This is a genomic window from Actinomadura sp. J1-007 (assembly GCF_009793335.1).
GTDB lineage: Bacteria > Actinomycetota > Actinomycetes > Streptosporangiales > Streptosporangiaceae > Spirillospora > Spirillospora yumaensis.
Genome location: NZ_WING01000001.1, coordinates 1,739,718 through 1,755,680, shown reverse-complemented (window position 1 = coordinate 1,755,680; position 15,963 = coordinate 1,739,718). Strand labels below are relative to the sequence as shown.

Here is a 15,963-nt window from a genome sequence, read left to right as displayed (position 1 = left end):
ACAAGGACGTCGCGGTGCACGTACACGATTCGCTCGTCGAGCTGATGGGGAACACCCCGCTCGTGCGGTTGCGCAAGGTGACCGCGGGCCACGTGCCCGAAGGGGCCGCGGGACCGCAGGTGCTGGCCAAGGTCGAGTACTTCAACCCCGGGGGGTCGGTGAAGGACCGCATCGCGGTCCGGATGATCGACGCCGCCGAGGCGTCGGGGGAGCTGCCGCCCGGCGGCACCATCGTCGAGCCGACCTCGGGAAACACCGGGGTCGGGCTCGCCATCGTCGCGCAGGAACGCGGCTACCGCTGCGTGTTCGTCTGCCCCGACAAGGTCGCCAAGGACAAGATCGACGTGCTGCGGGCGTACGGCGCGGAGGTCGTGGTGTGCCCGACGGCGGTCTCGCCCGAGCACCCCGACTCGTACTACTCGGTGTCGGACCGGCTGGCCGCCGACATCCCCGGCGCCTGGAAGCCCAACCAGTACACCAACCCCAACAACCCGGTCTCGCACTACGAGACCACCGGGCCCGAGCTGTGGGAGCAGACCGAGGGGCGCATCACGCACTTCGTCGCGGGCATCGGCACCGGCGGCACGATCAGCGGCACCGGCCGGTACCTCAAGGAGGTCTCCGGCGGGCGCGTCCGGATCATCGGCGCCGACCCGGAGGGCTCGGTCTACTCCGGCGGCAGCGGCCGCCCGTACCTGACCGAGGGCGTCGGCGAGGACATCTGGCCCGAGACCTACGACCGCGACATCTGCGACGAGGTCATCGCCGTCTCCGACCGCGACTCGTTCGTCATGACCCGCCGCCTCGCCCGCGAGGACGCGATGCTCGTCGGCGGCTCCTGCGGGATGGCGGTCGTCGCCGCGCTGCGCGTCGCCGAGCGGGCCGGCCCGGACGACGTGATCGTGGTGCTGCTGCCGGACGGCGGCCGCGGCTACCTCTCCAAGATCTTCAACGACGAGTGGATGGCCGACTACGGCTTCCTCACCCCCTCCACCGAGGAGGCCCGGGTCGGCGAGGTGCTGACCCGCAAGGGCGCCGGGCTCCCGGAGTTCGTGCACGTCCACCCGCACGAGAGCGTCGAGACCGCCATCGCGATCATGCGCGAGTACGAGGTGTCGCAGCTCCCGGTGATGAAGGAGGAGCCGCCGGTGATGGCGGCCGAGGTCGTCGGCTCGATCCGCGAGAGCGACCTGCTCGACGTCCTGCTGAAGGACCCGGCCCGCCTGAACGAGCCGCTGGAGGCCCACATGTCGGCCCCGCTGCCGACCATCGGCTCCGGCGAGCCGGTCAGCAAGGCCGTCAGCGTCCTCGAACGATCGGGCGCCGCCGTCGTCCTCGTGGACGGCAAACCGAAGGGCCTCATCACCAGGCAGGACCTTCTCGCCTTCCTCTCCACCTCCTGAACCGGCAACGGACGACGAGCCCCCTCCACCGTTCTGGTTGCGGGTCATGATGGCCGCGGTCAGAATGGGCTGAAAATTGCATCGTCGGCGCTCCGGCCGGCTTCCGTAGCCATAGTGGATGGTGGTGATCGGCCATGGACGCCGGCCGGAAGTCCCTCCGTGACCTCCTGAACAGCGACATCCAGGACGCCCCGACCACCCCGGACGACGTCCGGCGGCGAATGGAGTCATCGGCCCGGCGGCAGCAGGCCGAGCAGCGGACCCACACCGTCGAACAGCCCGGGGCGGCGAAGGAGCCGCCCCGGTCCGGCGAGCCGCCCGCCGGACCGGCGGCCCCTCCACAACCCCTCGAAACCGCGGAGGCCGCCGACGCTTCCGAAAGCGGTCATGGTGACGACGTCCTATCCCTGGACGATGTCGTGGCCCGGCTTTCCTCGCGCGCCACGGAATTCGCGGAGTTCGAGGCACGGCTGGCGCAGGAGGAGATCACCGCCGAGGCCCTCAACGGCCGATTGCGCGTGGTGATGACCGGCGACGGAAGACCGGTCTCCTTGCACATCGACCCCGCCGCCCTGCACGGCCCGAAGGCCGCCGCCTGGGAACGCACATTTCCGAACTCATCATGGCCGCCCGCCAGCAGGCGGACGTACGCAGGGAAGAACTGGAGTCCGGCGAACTCGCGTCCTTGGCCGAGCCCCACGAGGAGAGCCGGCGAGCATGACCACCGCACCGGACGCCAGGTACGCGCGTGACCGCAACGACGCCCTGCGCTCCGAACTGATCACCGCGGCGCGGCACGCGGAACGCCTGGTGGCGGAGGGCGAGAACCTCCTGGCCGCACAGCGGCGTTTCCGCGAGGAATTCCGAAGCCGGTCGTTCACGGCGAAGATCGTCCACGGACTCGGCACGGTGAGCGTGGACGGCGAAGGCCGGATCTCCATCGACCTGGACAGCGCCAAAGCCGCGCTCTCCGACGCCGCCCGGCTGGGCGAGAGGATCCTGACCGCCCTGGCCGAGGCCGAGAAGGCCAGGGACGAAGCCGCGTCACACGGCCTCCCGAAGTGGCCCGACCCAGGCGTTTGAACCTCAGAAGGGGCGACAGATGGCAGGGCCGAAACACCGCGTACCGAGTGCCAAGGCGTGGCCCTCCAAGGCCGCCGGGATCGTCAACATCGGTATAGGCGTGGTGGAGATCCTGGGCGCGAAGAAGGCCCTCGACGCCGCCGCGAAGATGAAGGGCGATGAGAACGCGGTCATCGCGGTGGCCGACAAGTGGCGGGCCGCGGGTGAGAACGTACTGGACGCCGAAGAGCCGCTCTCCGCGTCGTGGAACTCCCTGAGCGCCGACTGGGAGGGGGGCGCCTATTCGGCCTACCGCTGGCACATGACCCGGAACGGGAAGGTGGCCGAGGACAACGGCACGGCGCTGTTCGCGGCCGAAGCAGCCCTGCTGGATCTGTCGCTCCAGGTGGCGAACGCCTACAACCTGGCAGTCGATCTCACCACCCTCGCGGCGTCGCGTATCGAGCCCGCGCTCGGAGGGTTCGGCTGGACCTCCAACAAGAAGGACGACAAGCCCACGATCACCAAGGCCCTGCTGGACTACGTCGAAGCCATCAACAAAGTCGATACCAGCCTGCGGACGGCGGTCACCACGCAGAAAGTGGGGTTGGCCAGGTTCACCTCGGAACTGAGCAAGCTCCGGGAGCCCGGGCATTTTCCCGAGAACGCCACGAATCCCAAACGATGGACGCACCAGTGATCATCGGCCGGAGGCGCGCCTGCCTGTGGGCTGTGGTTTCGGCCGTGTCGGTCGCGACCGGGTGCGCTTCCGGGGATACCGGAGAGTCGAAGTCCTCTCACACGCCGTCGCCCAGCGCCGTCGTGTCGTCTTCTCCGTCCAGATCCGCCGCGCCGGTTCTCCTGGACCCGCCGGATCCCTGCGATCTGGTGCAGCCCTCGGAGATTCCTCGGTTGCGGCAGCTCGGAGCGAAGACACCCACGAAGGACTCAGGTTCCATGCTCAAGAGCTGCACCTGGGAGATTCACCAGAGTCGTCGTGGCACTTCGCTGCTGAGGGCGGCCGTCGGTGACTACAGGACGAAGGCCCGCCCGAACGCGCCGGGCGCGGTCTCGTCGGCGAACGCGTCCTGCACAGGCACCAAGGAATCGGCCGCGGGGGGCGACTACTGCCTCAGCGGATACCGGCACGGCATCAAGGTCGTTCGCAACAACCTGCGTGTCACCGTCATGTGGGCCGACACGGGCGTGAGCCGCATCGGGCCCGAAGGTGCGCGGGCGAAGGTGGAGAAGCAGGTCAGTAAGCAGCTGGCCGAGCAGGTTCTTGCCCGTCTTCCCGGCTGATCCAAGGAGGGGGCCGTGACGCCCAAGGAAGTCAAGTTCCGGGCGAGTCAGATCCGCAAGAGCGGTGACCTCGTCAACGACGCCGTCAACCTGTGGTCCAACGCGCCGCTCATCCTCGACGGCGCGACCCTGCCGGTGAACTGCTTCGGGAAGATCGGCGAGGAGCTCGGGCTGCGGGACGAGTACGAGAGGTCGCGCGCGAAGACGATCCTGGAGCTCAACGACGGCACCGACATCCTGATCCAGAACCGCGAGGCCGTTTACACGGCGGCGGACCGCTACGAGGGCGCGGAGCGCCGGGCCGTCGAGGCCGTCAGCGGGGTTCCCCGGCATCGGCCGGAGGTCGCCGATGACGGGAGTGACTACGAGTCGAAGTACGGGTGGGCGCGGGACGGGTAGGGAACGGCGAAGGGCCGGAGAGCGAGTGCTCTCCGGCCCTTCGGTCATGCGGAGTCGGGTCGCGGGGTTCCGGTCATGTGGGCGGCGTTTCTGGCCGGCCCCCGCGACCCGACGTTCTCAGGAGGGGTAGCCCGAGTGGGCGTACCGGTCCTCCGTGGGCTCGGCGCCGGGCGGCATCGCCTTGGGGGCGTCGCCGTGGCCGGGCCACCAGGCCTTGTGGCCGAGCAGTGCCGTGATCGCCGGGACGAAGAACGCCGACATCACGAACGCCGAGAGCAGGATCCCGATCGCCACGCCGAACCCGATCTGGGCGGTCATCGACTGCGGCGAGATCACCAGCACCGCGAACGTGCCGGCGAGGATCACGCCCGCCGCGGCGACGGTCGGCCCGGCGTGCTGGATGCCGAGCGCCGCGCCCCGCTTCGGGTCGTGGCCCTCGCGGGCCTCCTCGCGGAGCCGGGCGATCATCAGGATGTTGTAGTCGGTGCCGATCGCCAGCACGAACAGGTACAGGATGATCGGCAACTGGAACATCAGTCCCGGCTTGTTCTCGATGCCCTGGAACAGGGTCACCGAGGCGCCGAGGGTGGCCGCGAAGCCGAGCAGCACCGCGATCACCAGGTAGATCGGCGCGACCAGGGCCCGCAGCAGCAGGGCCAGGATCAGCCCGATCAGCACCACCGCCACCGGCAGGATGACCGACAGGTCGCGGTTGTTGATCGTGTTGATGTCGGCGAAGACCGCGGTCTGGCCGCCCACCAGCACCTTGGCCCCCGGCGGCGCGCCCTTGTGGACGTAGTCCCGCAGCTCGCCCTTGACCAGCTGGATCGAGGAGCTGGAGCTCGGGTTGTCCTTGAGGACGACGCCGAACTTGGCGACGGTCTTGTCCTGGCTGAACACCGGGGGCTGGACGTCGCCGACGCCCGGGGCCTTGGTGAGCCGCTGCGAGTACGAGCCGAGCTCCGCCTTGGTGAGCGGCTTGTCCGACTTGACGTACACCTCGGTCGGGGTCAGCGTGCCGGCCGGGAAGCTGGCGCGCAGGTCCTTCATGGCCTTGGCGGACTCGGTGTTCTGCGGCGCGCTGCCGTTGAAGTCGTAGTCGGCCTTGAACCCGATCGCGGCGGAGGCGAGGGCGACCAGCACCACGCCGGACGCGACCAGCGCGACGACCGGGCGCTTGCCCACGCCGTTGCCGAGCTTGACCCACAGGCCGGGCTTCGGCTCCTTCTTCCAGGACTTCGACGGCCAGAAGACGAACCGGCCCAGCAGCGAGATGATCGCCGGGACGAGCGTCAGCGAGGTGATGAGCATCACGCCGACCGCGATGGCGAGCTGCGGGCCGAGCCCGCCGAACGCCTTGAACGAGGCCAGCAGCAGCACCAGGAACGCCACGATGACGGCGCCCGCGGCGGAGGCGATGGCCTCGCCGACCCGCTCCACGCTGGTGATCATCGCGGTCTTCTTGTCCTCGCCCAGCCGCAGCCGTTCGCGGTAGCGGAAGAGCAGGAAGAGTATGTAGTCCGTCCCGATCCCGTACAGGACCACGACGATGATCATGTCGAAGCCCTTGTCGAAGTTCAGGTCGAACGTGTTGCCGACGATCGCGGTGACGGCGTTCGAGACCATCGACACGGCGACGATCACGATGATGGGCAGGATCGACGCGATCGGGCTGCGGAAGATCAGGCCCAGCAGCACGATGATCAGCACGATGGTGGCGATGCCGATCATCGCCATCGTGTTCTTGTCCGACTCCTCGTTGTCGACCGTGGACGCCTGGTCGCCGGTGACGCCGTAGGTCAGCGGGCTGCCCCGCAGCTGCGCGGTCGTCTCGGTGCGCAGCTTCTTGATGGCGTCCTTGGCGGTGTCCATCGCCTTGGAGTCGTTGAAGTCGTTCGGGAGCGGGACGCCGATCAGCTGGATCGAGCGGTCCTTGGCCGGCGGCGTCGCCGCGACCTTGGTCACTCCCGGGATCTTCTTGCCCTCGATCGCCTTGGCGACCTGGGTGATCTTCTGTGAGTCAGCCGCGGTGAGCTTGGACCCGTCGGACCGCTTGATCACGATCATCGCCGGGCTGGTCTTCTGGTCCGCGGAAGGGAACGCCTGTTCGCCCAGCTTGGCGGCCTGGATCGACTCGTACTTGGTGGGGAGGAAGTCCTCCTGGTCGGTCTTGGTCTTCAGTTCTGGAGCGAAAGCGATCAGTCCCGCGGCGACGACGACCCAAGCCAGGATCGTCCACCACGGGTGTCTCACCACGCCGCGCCCAAGGCGTGCGAACATGCGCCTTCCTTCGTTCAGGGATCAACAGCATCATCCCGGGGAGCGAACTCCCATACCCCCAGGGCCTGGCCCAAACAGGGATGTTGTCGGGATACCTCTTAAAGGTAGAGATCCTGACTGGAGTTTTGGTCAACCCCGGAGCCGAAATCCCGGCTGATACCTGGGAGGGAGCCTCTCCTCCTCCAGGAGGGCGGGACGGTGGATAGCCTCGTTCCCATGGACAACGACGTTCCACCCGTCAACGGGGGCACCGGGGGGTCCTCCCCCCGCAGGCGCCAGGGATTCGAGACCCTGGCCATCCACGCGGGGCAGGAGCCCGACCCGACCACGGGCGCGGTCGTCCCGCCGATCTACCAGGTCTCGACCTACAAGCAGGACGGCATCGGCGGGCTGCGCGAGGGCTACGAGTACTCGCGGTCGGCCAATCCGACCCGTACCTCCCTGGAGGTATGCCTCGCCGAGGTCGAGGCGGGGGCGCGCGGACTCGCGTTCGCCTCGGGCCTCGCCGCCGAGGACGCCCTGCTGCGCACCGTCTGCCGCCCCGGCGACCACGTGATCATCCCGAACGACGCGTACGGCGGCACCTACCGCCTCTTCGCCAAGGTGGCCGAGCCCTGGGGCGTCACGTTCGACCCGGTGCCGCTGGCCGACCTCGACGCCGTGCGCGCGGCCGTCCGCCCCGACACCCGGGCCGTCTGGGTGGAGACCCCGACCAACCCCTTGCTCGGCATCGCCGACATCACGGCGCTCGCGGGCGTCGCGCACGACGCGGGCGCCCTCCTGGTGGTCGACAACACGTTCGCCTCGCCCTACCTCCAGCAGCCGCTGGCGCTCGGCGCCGACGTGGTCGTGCACTCCACCACCAAGTACGTCGGGGGCCACTCCGACGTGGTCGGCGGTGCGCTGGTCGCCGCCGACGCCGACCTCGGCGAACGGCTGGCGTTCCACCAGAACGCCATGGGCGCCGTCGCGGGGCCGTTCGACGCCTGGCTGACGCTGCGCGGCCTGAAGACCCTCGGCGTCAGGATGGACCGGCACTGCGCCAACGCCGAACGGATCGTCGAGATGCTCACCCGGCACGACGCCGTCCGCGAGGTCCTCTACCCGGGCCTGCCGTCCCACCCCGGCCACGACGTCGCCGCCAAGCAGATGAGGGCGTTCGGCGGGATGGTGTCGTTCCGGATGGGGTCGCAGGAGGCGGCGGTGCGCGTGTGCGAGCGCACGAAGCTGTTCACCCTCGGGGAGTCGCTCGGCGGCGTGGAGTCGCTGATCGAGCACCCGGGCCGGATGACGCACGCCTCGGCCGCCGGGTCGCCGCTGGAGGTCCCGGCCGACCTGGTCCGGCTGTCGGTCGGCATCGAGGACGCCGACGATCTTCTCCGGGACCTCGAACTGGCCCTCGCCTGACCCGTCCACCTGCGGCTTCGCGGGGACGGCCGGGCGCGGTCCGGCCGTCCCCGCGGGGCGGGGTTCCGGTGCGGTCCGCCCCGGGCCCGGTCAAGATCTATGATGTGCGCGCCAGGTTCCATCACGAAAGGGCCCGGAGTGCGCAAAGTACTGGTGTGTGGTGCGGCGTTCGCCGCGACGTGTATCTCCGCCGTGGCCGTTCCGGCGACCTCCCAGGCCGACCCCTCGGACCCGGGGCCCTCGCCGTCGGTGACCACGACCCCGCCTCTGGTCCCGTCCGAGGAGCCCGAGCCCGGCACGGGAACGCCCACCGGCCCGGCGGGCACCGGCTCGCCCACGGGGCCGTCCGGGACGCCCACCGACCCGGCGCCGCCGACCGGCTCGCCGAGCACGGAGCCGTCGCGGTCCGCCGCCCCCGGGACCGGCTCCGGCGGGGCCGCGACCGACGGCGTCGTGTCGGCCAGCGCCGTGATGGTCACGCCCAGGCCGCCGAGGCAGGCCACCTACGCCTACGGCCGCAACTCCCGGCAGCGCATCGACGCGTACTGGAAGCCCGTCCCCGGCCAGAATCCGGCCAAGCCCGCCAAGGGAGCCAAGGCCAAGGCGAAGGGCGCCAAGAACAGCAGGACGCGCGTTCAGGCCCAGTCTCCGGCGCGGCCGAAGGCCAAGCCGCGCCCGGCGGTGCTGATCCTGCACGGCGGCTACTGGCTGGAGGGCGACAAGGGCGGCTGGAAGTACTTCGCGCGCCGCCTCACCGCGCAGGGCTTCACCGTCTTCTCCGCCAACTACCGGCTCGCCCCCGCGGCGGCCTGGCCCGCCCAGCGCAACGACGCCGCCGCGGCCCTGGCGTTCATCAAGAAGAACGCCAAGCGCTGGAACGTCGATCCCGGCAACATCGTGGTGGTCGGCTCGTCGGCGGGCGGCATGCTCGCCACCCAGCTCGGCGCGTACGGCGAGGGCGCCCAGCGGGTGCGCGGCGTCGTCGCCCTCTCCCCGCCCAACATGCCGTACCTGGCCTACCAGGACGGGGCGAAGCCCACCGCGACCCCGGGCCAGCGCAAGCTGCGGCGCGCCGTGGTCGACCTGATCCGCTGCGTGCCGAGCCAGGCGAGCCTGCCCTGCTGGAAGCGCGTGGACGACGCCAACACCACCAGCCACGTCTCGGCGGGCGACGCCCCGATGCTGCTCATGCACAGCGACGAGGACCTCGTTCCCGCGACGCAGAGCACCGGCCTCGCCACCGCGCTCCGCGCCGCCGGGGTCCCCGCCACGGTCAAGGTCGTCGAGGGGAAGCTGCACGCCTCGGCCCTGATGAACGACGAGCACGTCTACCCGACGATCCTGTCCTGGCTGAAGGCCCACACCGACTGACGGTGGCGGGCCGCGGGGGACGGGTCAGCCGTTCCAGACCATCAGGACGAGGATCACCAGCCAGATCAGCGCGATGACGCCGGAGAGCGCCGCGATCCGGCCCCGTTCGACCTGGGCGATCTCGGGGTCGGGCGCGGCGGCCGGTGCGGCGGGAGCGGCCTTCTTCGCGGCCGCGTCGGCCTGCTCGCCCCGTTCGCCCTCCTCGGCGGGCGCGTCGGTCGCGGTCGGCGCGGTGGGGACGGGGGCGGGGGCCTCGGCGGCGGCCTCCAGCAGCCGCACCGCCTTGCGCTGGTCGCGCTCCACGATCAGCAGCAGCGCGAGCGCGACGATGAACAGCGTCATCGACGCCGACAGCCAGACCTTCGCGAAGTTCCCCTCGGCCAGGAACAGGCCGAACAGGAAGATGCCCAGCGTCCCGAGACCGTAGATCATCGTGGTCCGGTTGAGGTAGCGGACGATGGTCGCGTCCCGCTTGCGGATGTAGCGCGGGGTGGCCATCGTCGCGGCGGTCAGCGGGCCCAGCGTGAAGATGGCGAAGCCGACGTGCAGGAACAGCAGCAGGCGATCGGAAGTCGACATGACGCCAACCTAGTCCCACCCGCCCCCGCCCGCCGGTCGGACGGCGCGCGGGGCGGAGGGCGGACGGCGCGCGGGTCGGACGGCGCGCGAGGCGGCGGTGGCCCGCCGGGCGGACGGGCCGCGGGGCGCCGGGCGGGCGGCGCGCGTCGTCAGCGGCGGCCTCGGCGCACGCGGAGGTAGTCGCTGACGACGTACTCGCCGAGCCGTTCGGCGTCGGGCGCGAACACCCGGCCGCCGTTGCGGCGCGCGACCTCCTCGACGAACGACACGAGCCGGCGGTCCTCGGCGAGCATGAAGAAGTTCATGCACGCGCCGCGCCGCGTCATCTTGTCGACCTCGGCGAGGGTGAGCACGAGCGTCTCGCTGGACGGCGGGTAGTCGAACAGCGAGCGGCCGTCCGGCCGCAGGTGCGCGGTCGGCTCGCCGTCGGTGACCACGAGCACGATCGGCTCGAAGTCGGGATGGCGGTCCAGGTGCCGTCCCGCGATCATCAGCGCGTGGTGCAGGTTGGTGCCCTGGACCATGTCCCAGTCGAGCCCCGCCATCTCCGTCGGGTGCAGCACCCGCGCGTAGTTGGAGAACCCGATGATCTCGATGGCGTCCTGCGGGAACTTCCCGGTGACCAGGGTGTGCAGGGCGAGGGTCGTCTGCTTGGCCGCGGCCCACGTCCCGCGCAGCACCATCGAGTACGACAGGTCGACCAGCAGGCACACCGCCGCGCCGGTGCGGCGCTCGGTCTCCTGCACCTCGAAGTCGTCCACGCTCAGCCGCACGCCGCCGGGCGCCCGAGAGCCGTCCCCGCGGACGAGCCGCGGGCCCTCGGGCCGGACGAGGCGCGGGTCCTCCGGGCGCGCGACGGGCGGCGCGTCGGCGGCGGCCAGGGCGGCGCGGCCGTCCATGACGTTGCGGCGGATCGCGTTGGACACCGTACGGACGACGTCGAGGGGCTGCTCGTCGCCGAACCGCCACTCGCGGCTCGACCCGGTCAGCTCCCCGGCCTGCCCGGCGTCGTGCTGGTCGTGGTCGCCCTGCCGTCCCGTCGTGAGCTGGGAGAACACGCGGCGCAGCGCGGTCTCGCCCAGCCGCCTGACGGCCTTCGGCGTCAGCTCCAGGTCGCCGCGCCTGCGCTGGAGGTAGCCCTGCCGCTCCAGCTCGGCCTCGATGCGCCGCAGCGCCGACAGGTCGTCCACCGCCTGGCGGCCGAGGGCGCGCCGCACGGCCTCCTCGTCCACGTCGTCCAGCCGGGCGCCCGGGTAGTCCTGCGCGAGCGCGGACTCCAGGTCGGCGAGGTCGGCCAGCTCGGCGAGCGCGGTCGTGGCGTCGCCCATGCCGAGCGGGGCGTCGCCGGTCATCTGCTCGGGCTGGCCCCAGCCGAGGTCGGGACGGCGGGCGCGCAGCGCGTCGCCGAGCCGCGCCATCTCCATGGCGAGGCCCGCGTCCTGCATGGCCTGCTCCATCAGCCCGGCCAGCTCGGCGCGCTGCTCGGGGCTGAGCGAGGCGAGGAGCCGGTCCATCGCCGCGGCGCGGCGGGCGAGCGAGTCGACCAGCTCCTCCAGGTCGCGGGGGCGTCGGGGAACAGGTCGCCGAACTCCTCCATGAACCGGTCGAAGTCGTCCTGGGTGTGCTCGCCGCGCGCGTCCCGCTCCAGCATCCGGTTGAGCGCGGCCATCATGTCCTTGATCCGCTCCATCGCGGCGGGGTCCTGGCCCTGGAGCGCCTGCTTCATGCCCTGGAACTGGGCGTCCAGCACGTCGCGCCGCAGCAGCTCCTTGAGCTGCTCGAACGTCTCGCGCGCCGCGCCGGACCGCCACTGGTAGTCCGACAGCCGCCGGACGGCCTGCGCGGTGTCGTCCGGCAGCGCGTCCAGCTCGGCCTCGCGCAGCCGCGCGTCGTCGGACGGGTCGGGGAACAGCTCGGCCCGCTCCTGCCCGACCGCGGTGTCGAGCAGCGCGCGGACCTGCTCCAGCGTGCCGTCCAGGCGGCCGCGGTCGCGCAGCGACCGGCGCCGCTCGCGGACCTGCCGCAGCAGGTCGTCGAGCCCGCGCCGCCCCTGCGCGCCGGGCAGCCCGCGGCGCAGCAGGTCGCGCAGGGCGTCCTCCGGGCGGGTGCCCTCCAGCACCGAGTCGCCCATCGCGTCCAGGGCGGCCCGGACGTCGTAGGGCGGGGCGAGCGGGTCGGGCCCGTCGTGGTACGCGCCGTACCGGTAACGACTCATGTCGGCCCCCAATCTCGGGACGCGCCACCTGCGGACCCGGTGCGGGCCCGCGGTGTCCTGCCGTTCACGATGGACGTGCCGGGCCCCTAGGTCCGGTAGGTGGCCGTCCCGTCGGACCGCCCCTCGGGCACGTCCTTGGACAGCCGGCGGGTGAGGAACAGCCCCTCCAGCGCGAACTCCAGCGCGGCCGCGGCCTGGCCGGGCGACTCCCCGGTCATGTCCAGCCGTTCCATGATCTTGGCGAGGCCGGGGATCTGGCCGACCCGGCGCAGCAGCTCCGCCGCGGGCACCAGCTCGCCGGACTCCACGCTGTCGCCGGCGTCGAACTTGTCGAGCAGCCCGGACAGGTCGGCCGCGCCGAGGGAGCGCCGGTAGGTCTCGGCGACGGCCCGGCGCAGCAGGTGCTCCAGCACCTCCTGCTCGCGGCCCTCCTCGCTGACCTCGAACTCGACCTTGCCGAGCAGCGAGGGGACCACCGCGGGCAGGTCGCACACGCGCGCGACGGGCCGTTCCTCGCCGGTGAGCGCGGCGCGGCGGACCGCGCCCGCCGCGACCGTCTCGGCGCCGGCGAGCGCGAACCGCGCCGACACGCCAGAACGGCCGTCGACCGCGCTGGACTCGCGGACGAGCCGGGTGAACCGGGCGATGACCTCGATCAGGTGCTCGGGCACCTCGGCCTCGGCGCCGGCGAGGTCGGCGAAGTCGGCCTCCTGCCGGATCAGCGCCAGCTCGGCGTCGAGGTCCAGCGGGTAGTGGGTGCGGATCTCGGCGCCGAAGCGGTCCTTCAGCGGGGTGATGATGCGGCCCCGGTTGGTGTAGTCCTCGGGGTTGGCGCTCGCGACGAGCAGCAGGTCCAGCGGCAGCCGCAGCGCGTAGCCGCGGATCTGGACGTCGCGCTCCTCCAGCACGTTGAGCAGCGACACCTGGATGCGCTCGGCGAGGTCGGGCAGCTCGTTGATGGAGAAGATCCCGCGGTTGGTGCGCGGGACGAGCCCGAAGTGGACGGTCTCGGGGTCGCCGAGGGTGCGGCCTTCGGCGACCTTGATCGGGTCGACGTCGCCGATCAGGTCGCCGACGCCGGTGTCGGGGGTCGCGAGCTTCTCGCCGTAGCGGTCGTCGCGGTGCAGCCACGCGACCGGCAGCTCTTCGCCCAGCTCGGCGGCGAGCCGGAGGCAGCGCACGCACACCGGGTCGTACGGATGGTCGTTGATCTCGCAGCCGGCCACCACCGGGGTCCACTCGTCCAGCAGCCCGGCCAGGGTGCGGATCAGCCGCGTCTTGCCCTGCCCCCGCTCGCCCAGCAGCACGAGGTCGTGGCCCGCGAGCAGGGCCCGTTCCAGGTGCGGGACGACCGTGTCGTCGAACCCGAGGATGCCGGGGAAGCGGGGCTCGCCCGATCTCAGCCGTTCGAGCAGGTTGTGGCGGATCTCGGCCTTCACCGTCCGCCGGACGTGGCCGCTGGTGCGCAGCTCGCCCAGGGTGGTCTCGGGAGGTGTGGTTGGACGCACGCGATCGACATTACGTCGCGCGAACGCCGAATCGCACCCTCGATAGTGGATTCACCGACCGCGCTTTCGTAGAGACTAGGAGCGTGATGTCAGGCGGAGATACCCACGGGGGAGGCGGCGCCCATGGCGCGGTTCGGTGACGGCCTGGCCCTCGGACCGGACCTGTCCGAGGCCGCCGGGGCGGCGGTCGAGCAGGCGCTCGCGCCGCTCAGCGCCCCGCCCGACCTGGTGTGCGTGTTCGTGTCGGGGGGCGACCCTGAGCGGGTGGAGGACGCGGCGATGCGCGCCTCGGAGGCCGCGGGCGACGCCGTCGTGCTCGGGTGCAGCGCCTCCGGCGTGATCGGGGCGGGCCGCGGCGTGGAGGAGGACGGCGCGGTCAGCGCGTGGGCGGCGGTGCTGCCCGGCGCGCGGCTGGAGCCGTTCCGGCTGGAGACGCTGAAGGCCGAGGACCGGCTGATCGTGGTCGGGATGCCGGAGGGCCGCGACGACGACGTGGTGGGCGTGCTGCTCGCCGACCCGTTCTCGTTCCCTGTGGACGCGTTCGTCGAACGGTCCGGGGAGTCGCTGCCGGGCCTGCCGCTCGTCGGCGGGATGGCCGAGGGCACCGCGCGGGGCACGGCCCGGCTGTTCGTCGGCGGCGAGGTGTTCGACGACGGCGCGGTCGGCGTGGTGATCGGCGGCACGGTCACGGCCGCGACCGTGGTCAGCCAGGGCGCGCGGCCGATCGGCCCCGACATGGTGGTGACCAGGGCCGACGAGAACGTGCTGTACGAGCTGGCGGGGCAGCCCGCGCTGGAGAAGCTGGAGGAGATCGTCCTCGCGCTGCCGGAGGAGGAGCAGGAGCTCGCCGGGCGCGGCCTGCTGATCGGCGTGGCGATGGACGAGTACGCCGACGAGCACGAGCACGGCGACTTCCTCGTGCGGGGCGTGGTCGGCGCCGACACCGACAGCGGCGCGATCGCGATCGGCGACGTGGTGGACGTGGGCCGCACGGTGCGCTTCCAGGTCCGCGACGCGGGCGCGGCCGAGGACGACCTCGCCGAGCTGCTCGAACGGTTCGACCTGTCGCCCGTCGAGGGGGCGCTGGTGTTCTCGTGCAACGGGCGGGGCCGGGCGATGTTCCCCGACTCCGACCACGACGCGAAGGTGCTCGACCGGGCGTTCGGGCCGGCCGGGGTCGGCGGGTTCTTCGCGGCGGGCGAGATCGGGCCCGTCGCGGGCCGCAACCACGTGCACGGCTTCACCGCGTCGATCCTCGCGTTCGGCCGGACGTCCGGCGAGTGACCGCCGGGGCGCCGGGCCGCCGCCCGGCGGGTGAGGATCGGGTGGGCCGCCGCCCGGCGGGCGCGGCGGCCGGGCCTGGAGGGACGACATGAGCGACACGGCGGCGGGCCGGGAGGCCCGGCCGGTTCTCGCGGTCGACATCGGCGGGACGAAGATGGCGGCGGCGCTGGTCGCGCCCGGCGGCCGCGTCACCGGGTACGGCCGGATCGACACCCCGAGCGACCCGGCGCTGGACGCCGACGGGCTCTGGCGGACGCTGGAGGCGCTGCTCGACAAGCTCGTCGCCGACGCGGGCGCGCCCGCCCTCGCGGGCGTCGGCGTCGGCTGCGGCGGGCCGATGACCTGGCCGGCCGCGGAGGTGTCGCCGCTCAACATCCCGGCGTGGCGCGGGTTCCCGCTGCGGGCGCGGCTGCGCGCCGCGTACCCCGGGGTGCCCGTGCGGGTCCACAACGACGCGATCTGCGTGGTGGCGGGCGAGCACTGGCGCGGCGCGGGCCGGGGCCGCGGCAACGTCCTCGGCATGGTCGTGTCCACGGGCGTCGGCGGCGGACTGGTCCTGGACGGGCACCTGATCGACGGGGCCAGCGGCAACGCCGGGCACATCGGGCACGTGGTCGTCGATCCGGAGGGCCCGCCGTGCAAGTGCGGCGGCCGGGGCTGCCTGGAGGCGATCGCGCGCGGTCCCGGGCTGGTCGCCTGGGCGCAGGAGCAGGGCTGGCGGCCCGGACGGCGGGACGTCACGGGCGTGGACCTCGCCGCCGACGCCCGCCGGGGCCATCCGGTCGCCGCGTCGGCGATGCGGCGCGCCGGGCGGGCGCTCGGCATCGCGATCGCGTCGGCGACGCACCTGTGCGACCTGGAGGTGGTCGCGATCGGCGGCGGCCTGTCGCAGGCGGGCGCGCTGCTGTTCGACCCGCTGGAGGAGGCGCTGCGCAGGCACGCGCGGATGGCGTTCGCCCGGCAGGTGCAGGTGGTGCCCGCCGCGCTCGGGCAGACGTCCGGGCTGATCGGCGCCGCCGCCCTCGTGTTCGCCGGCGACCGCTACTGGAACGCCGACTGATCCGTCCCCTGGGGCGGCGGCCCCCGGCCGGTACGGAACCCCGCGCCCCGATCCGCCGCCCTCGACCCCGCCGGGACGGCCGCGCCCGACAAG

General features: G+C 72.3%; 14 protein-coding genes and 1 pseudogene. 10 read left to right on the top strand and 5 right to left on the bottom strand.

Annotated elements, in window-relative coordinates:
• Positions 1-14: 14 nt before the first annotated feature.
• Positions 15-1,403 (top strand): cystathionine beta-synthase, encoded by a 1,389-nt coding sequence (locus tag GEV43_RS07905; RefSeq protein ID WP_160820116.1) that lies wholly within the window; start codon positions 15-17, stop codon positions 1,401-1,403.
• Positions 1,404-1,630: 227 nt separating this feature from the next.
• Here the strand turns inward: GEV43_RS07905 and GEV43_RS07900 are convergent, their stop codons facing one another.
• Complete coding sequence (locus tag GEV43_RS07900) at positions 1,631-1,792, bottom strand: hypothetical protein (RefSeq protein WP_160820115.1); 162 nt, start codon at positions 1,790-1,792, stop codon at positions 1,631-1,633.
• A 30-nt stretch (positions 1,793-1,822) separates the two neighbouring features.
• Here GEV43_RS07900 and GEV43_RS55905 point away from each other — a divergent pair, with 30 nt between their 5' ends.
• From GEV43_RS55905 to GEV43_RS07875, 5 genes are all read left to right on the top strand, one after another.
• Positions 1,823-2,155, top strand: a complete 333-nt coding sequence (locus GEV43_RS55905) for a YbaB/EbfC family nucleoid-associated protein (protein ID WP_160820114.1) — start codon at positions 1,823-1,825, stop codon at positions 2,153-2,155.
• The gene (locus GEV43_RS07890; RefSeq protein ID WP_160820113.1) at positions 2,121-2,486 is read left to right on the top strand and encodes a hypothetical protein; all 366 of its coding nucleotides are present in this window, start codon (positions 2,121-2,123) and stop codon (positions 2,484-2,486) included. The genes GEV43_RS55905 and GEV43_RS07890 overlap by 35 nt, the downstream gene beginning before the upstream one ends.
• A gap of 19 nt (positions 2,487-2,505) precedes the next feature.
• A complete protein-coding gene (locus GEV43_RS07885) occupies positions 2,506-3,165 on the top strand; it encodes a hypothetical protein (protein ID WP_160820112.1) in 660 nt (219 codons plus the stop codon).
• Positions 3,166-3,422: 257 nt separating this feature from the next.
• Entirely contained in the window at positions 3,423-3,767 is a 345-nt protein-coding gene (locus GEV43_RS07880; RefSeq protein ID WP_160820111.1) for a hypothetical protein, read from the top strand.
• Between the two features lie 15 nt (positions 3,768-3,782).
• Positions 3,783-4,166 carry a hypothetical protein gene (locus GEV43_RS07875; protein WP_160820110.1) on the top strand — a complete coding sequence of 128 codons (384 nt, stop codon included), beginning with the start codon at positions 3,783-3,785 and terminating at the stop codon, positions 4,164-4,166.
• A 117-nt stretch (positions 4,167-4,283) separates the two neighbouring features.
• On the opposite strand, the gene GEV43_RS07870 is transcribed toward GEV43_RS07875, so the two are convergent.
• Positions 4,284-6,446 (bottom strand): MMPL family transporter, encoded by a 2,163-nt coding sequence (locus GEV43_RS07870; protein WP_160820109.1) that lies wholly within the window; start codon positions 6,444-6,446, stop codon positions 4,284-4,286.
• Positions 6,447-6,662: 216 nt separating this feature from the next.
• Here GEV43_RS07870 and GEV43_RS07865 point away from each other — a divergent pair, with 216 nt between their 5' ends.
• Together GEV43_RS07865 and GEV43_RS07860 are read left to right on the top strand one after the other, a co-directional pair.
• On the top strand, positions 6,663-7,853 hold the full coding sequence (locus tag GEV43_RS07865) for a cystathionine gamma-synthase (protein ID WP_160820108.1): 1,191 nt from the start codon (positions 6,663-6,665) through the stop codon (positions 7,851-7,853).
• Between the two features lie 192 nt (positions 7,854-8,045).
• On the top strand, positions 8,046-9,224 hold the full coding sequence (locus GEV43_RS07860; protein ID WP_309239516.1) for an alpha/beta fold hydrolase: 1,179 nt from the start codon (positions 8,046-8,048) through the stop codon (positions 9,222-9,224).
• 24 nt (positions 9,225-9,248) lie between these two features.
• Here the strand turns inward: GEV43_RS07860 and GEV43_RS07855 are convergent, their stop codons facing one another.
• From GEV43_RS07855 to GEV43_RS07845, 3 genes and pseudogenes are all read right to left on the bottom strand, one after another.
• Positions 9,249-9,803: a hypothetical protein gene (locus GEV43_RS07855; protein ID WP_160820107.1), complete on the bottom strand. Its 555-nt coding sequence runs from the start codon at positions 9,801-9,803 to the stop codon at positions 9,249-9,251.
• Between the two features lie 149 nt (positions 9,804-9,952).
• Positions 9,953-12,018, bottom strand: a pseudogene (locus GEV43_RS07850) (hypothetical protein).
• An 86-nt stretch (positions 12,019-12,104) separates the two neighbouring features.
• On the bottom strand, positions 12,105-13,526 hold the full coding sequence (locus GEV43_RS07845; RefSeq protein WP_160820106.1) for a magnesium chelatase: 1,422 nt from the start codon (positions 13,524-13,526) through the stop codon (positions 12,105-12,107).
• 123 nt (positions 13,527-13,649) lie between these two features.
• On the opposite strand from GEV43_RS07845, the gene GEV43_RS07840 reads away from it, so the two are divergent.
• Positions 13,650-14,810, top strand: coding sequence for an FIST N-terminal domain-containing protein (locus GEV43_RS07840; RefSeq protein ID WP_160820105.1), 1,161 nt, complete (start codon positions 13,650-13,652; stop codon positions 14,808-14,810).
• Between the two features lie 88 nt (positions 14,811-14,898).
• Positions 14,899-15,870, top strand: coding sequence for an ROK family protein (locus tag GEV43_RS07835; RefSeq protein WP_160820104.1), 972 nt, complete (start codon positions 14,899-14,901; stop codon positions 15,868-15,870).
• Positions 15,871-15,963 lie beyond the last annotated feature (93 nt).

Excerpts from the sequence above, each read along its gene's own strand:
- GEV43_RS07840 (WP_160820105.1), top strand. The coding sequence starts at position 13,650 with ATGGCGCGGTTCGGTGACGGCCTGGCCCTCGGACCGGACCTGTCCGAG.
- GEV43_RS07865 (WP_160820108.1), top strand. The coding sequence starts at position 6,663 with ATGGACAACGACGTTCCACCCGTCAACGGGGGCACCGGGGGGTCCTCC.
- GEV43_RS07900 (WP_160820115.1), bottom strand. The coding sequence starts at position 1,792 with ATGACCGCTTTCGGAAGCGTCGGCGGCCTCCGCGGTTTCGAGGGGTTG.
- GEV43_RS07880 (WP_160820111.1), top strand. The coding sequence starts at position 3,423 with ATGCTCAAGAGCTGCACCTGGGAGATTCACCAGAGTCGTCGTGGCACT.
- GEV43_RS07890 (WP_160820113.1), top strand. The coding sequence starts at position 2,121 with ATGACCACCGCACCGGACGCCAGGTACGCGCGTGACCGCAACGACGCC.
- GEV43_RS07885 (WP_160820112.1), top strand. The coding sequence starts at position 2,506 with ATGGCAGGGCCGAAACACCGCGTACCGAGTGCCAAGGCGTGGCCCTCC.
- GEV43_RS07835 (WP_160820104.1), top strand. The coding sequence starts at position 14,899 with ATGAGCGACACGGCGGCGGGCCGGGAGGCCCGGCCGGTTCTCGCGGTC.
- GEV43_RS07855 (WP_160820107.1), bottom strand. The coding sequence starts at position 9,803 with ATGTCGACTTCCGATCGCCTGCTGCTGTTCCTGCACGTCGGCTTCGCC.
- GEV43_RS07870 (WP_160820109.1), bottom strand. The coding sequence starts at position 6,446 with ATGTTCGCACGCCTTGGGCGCGGCGTGGTGAGACACCCGTGGTGGACG.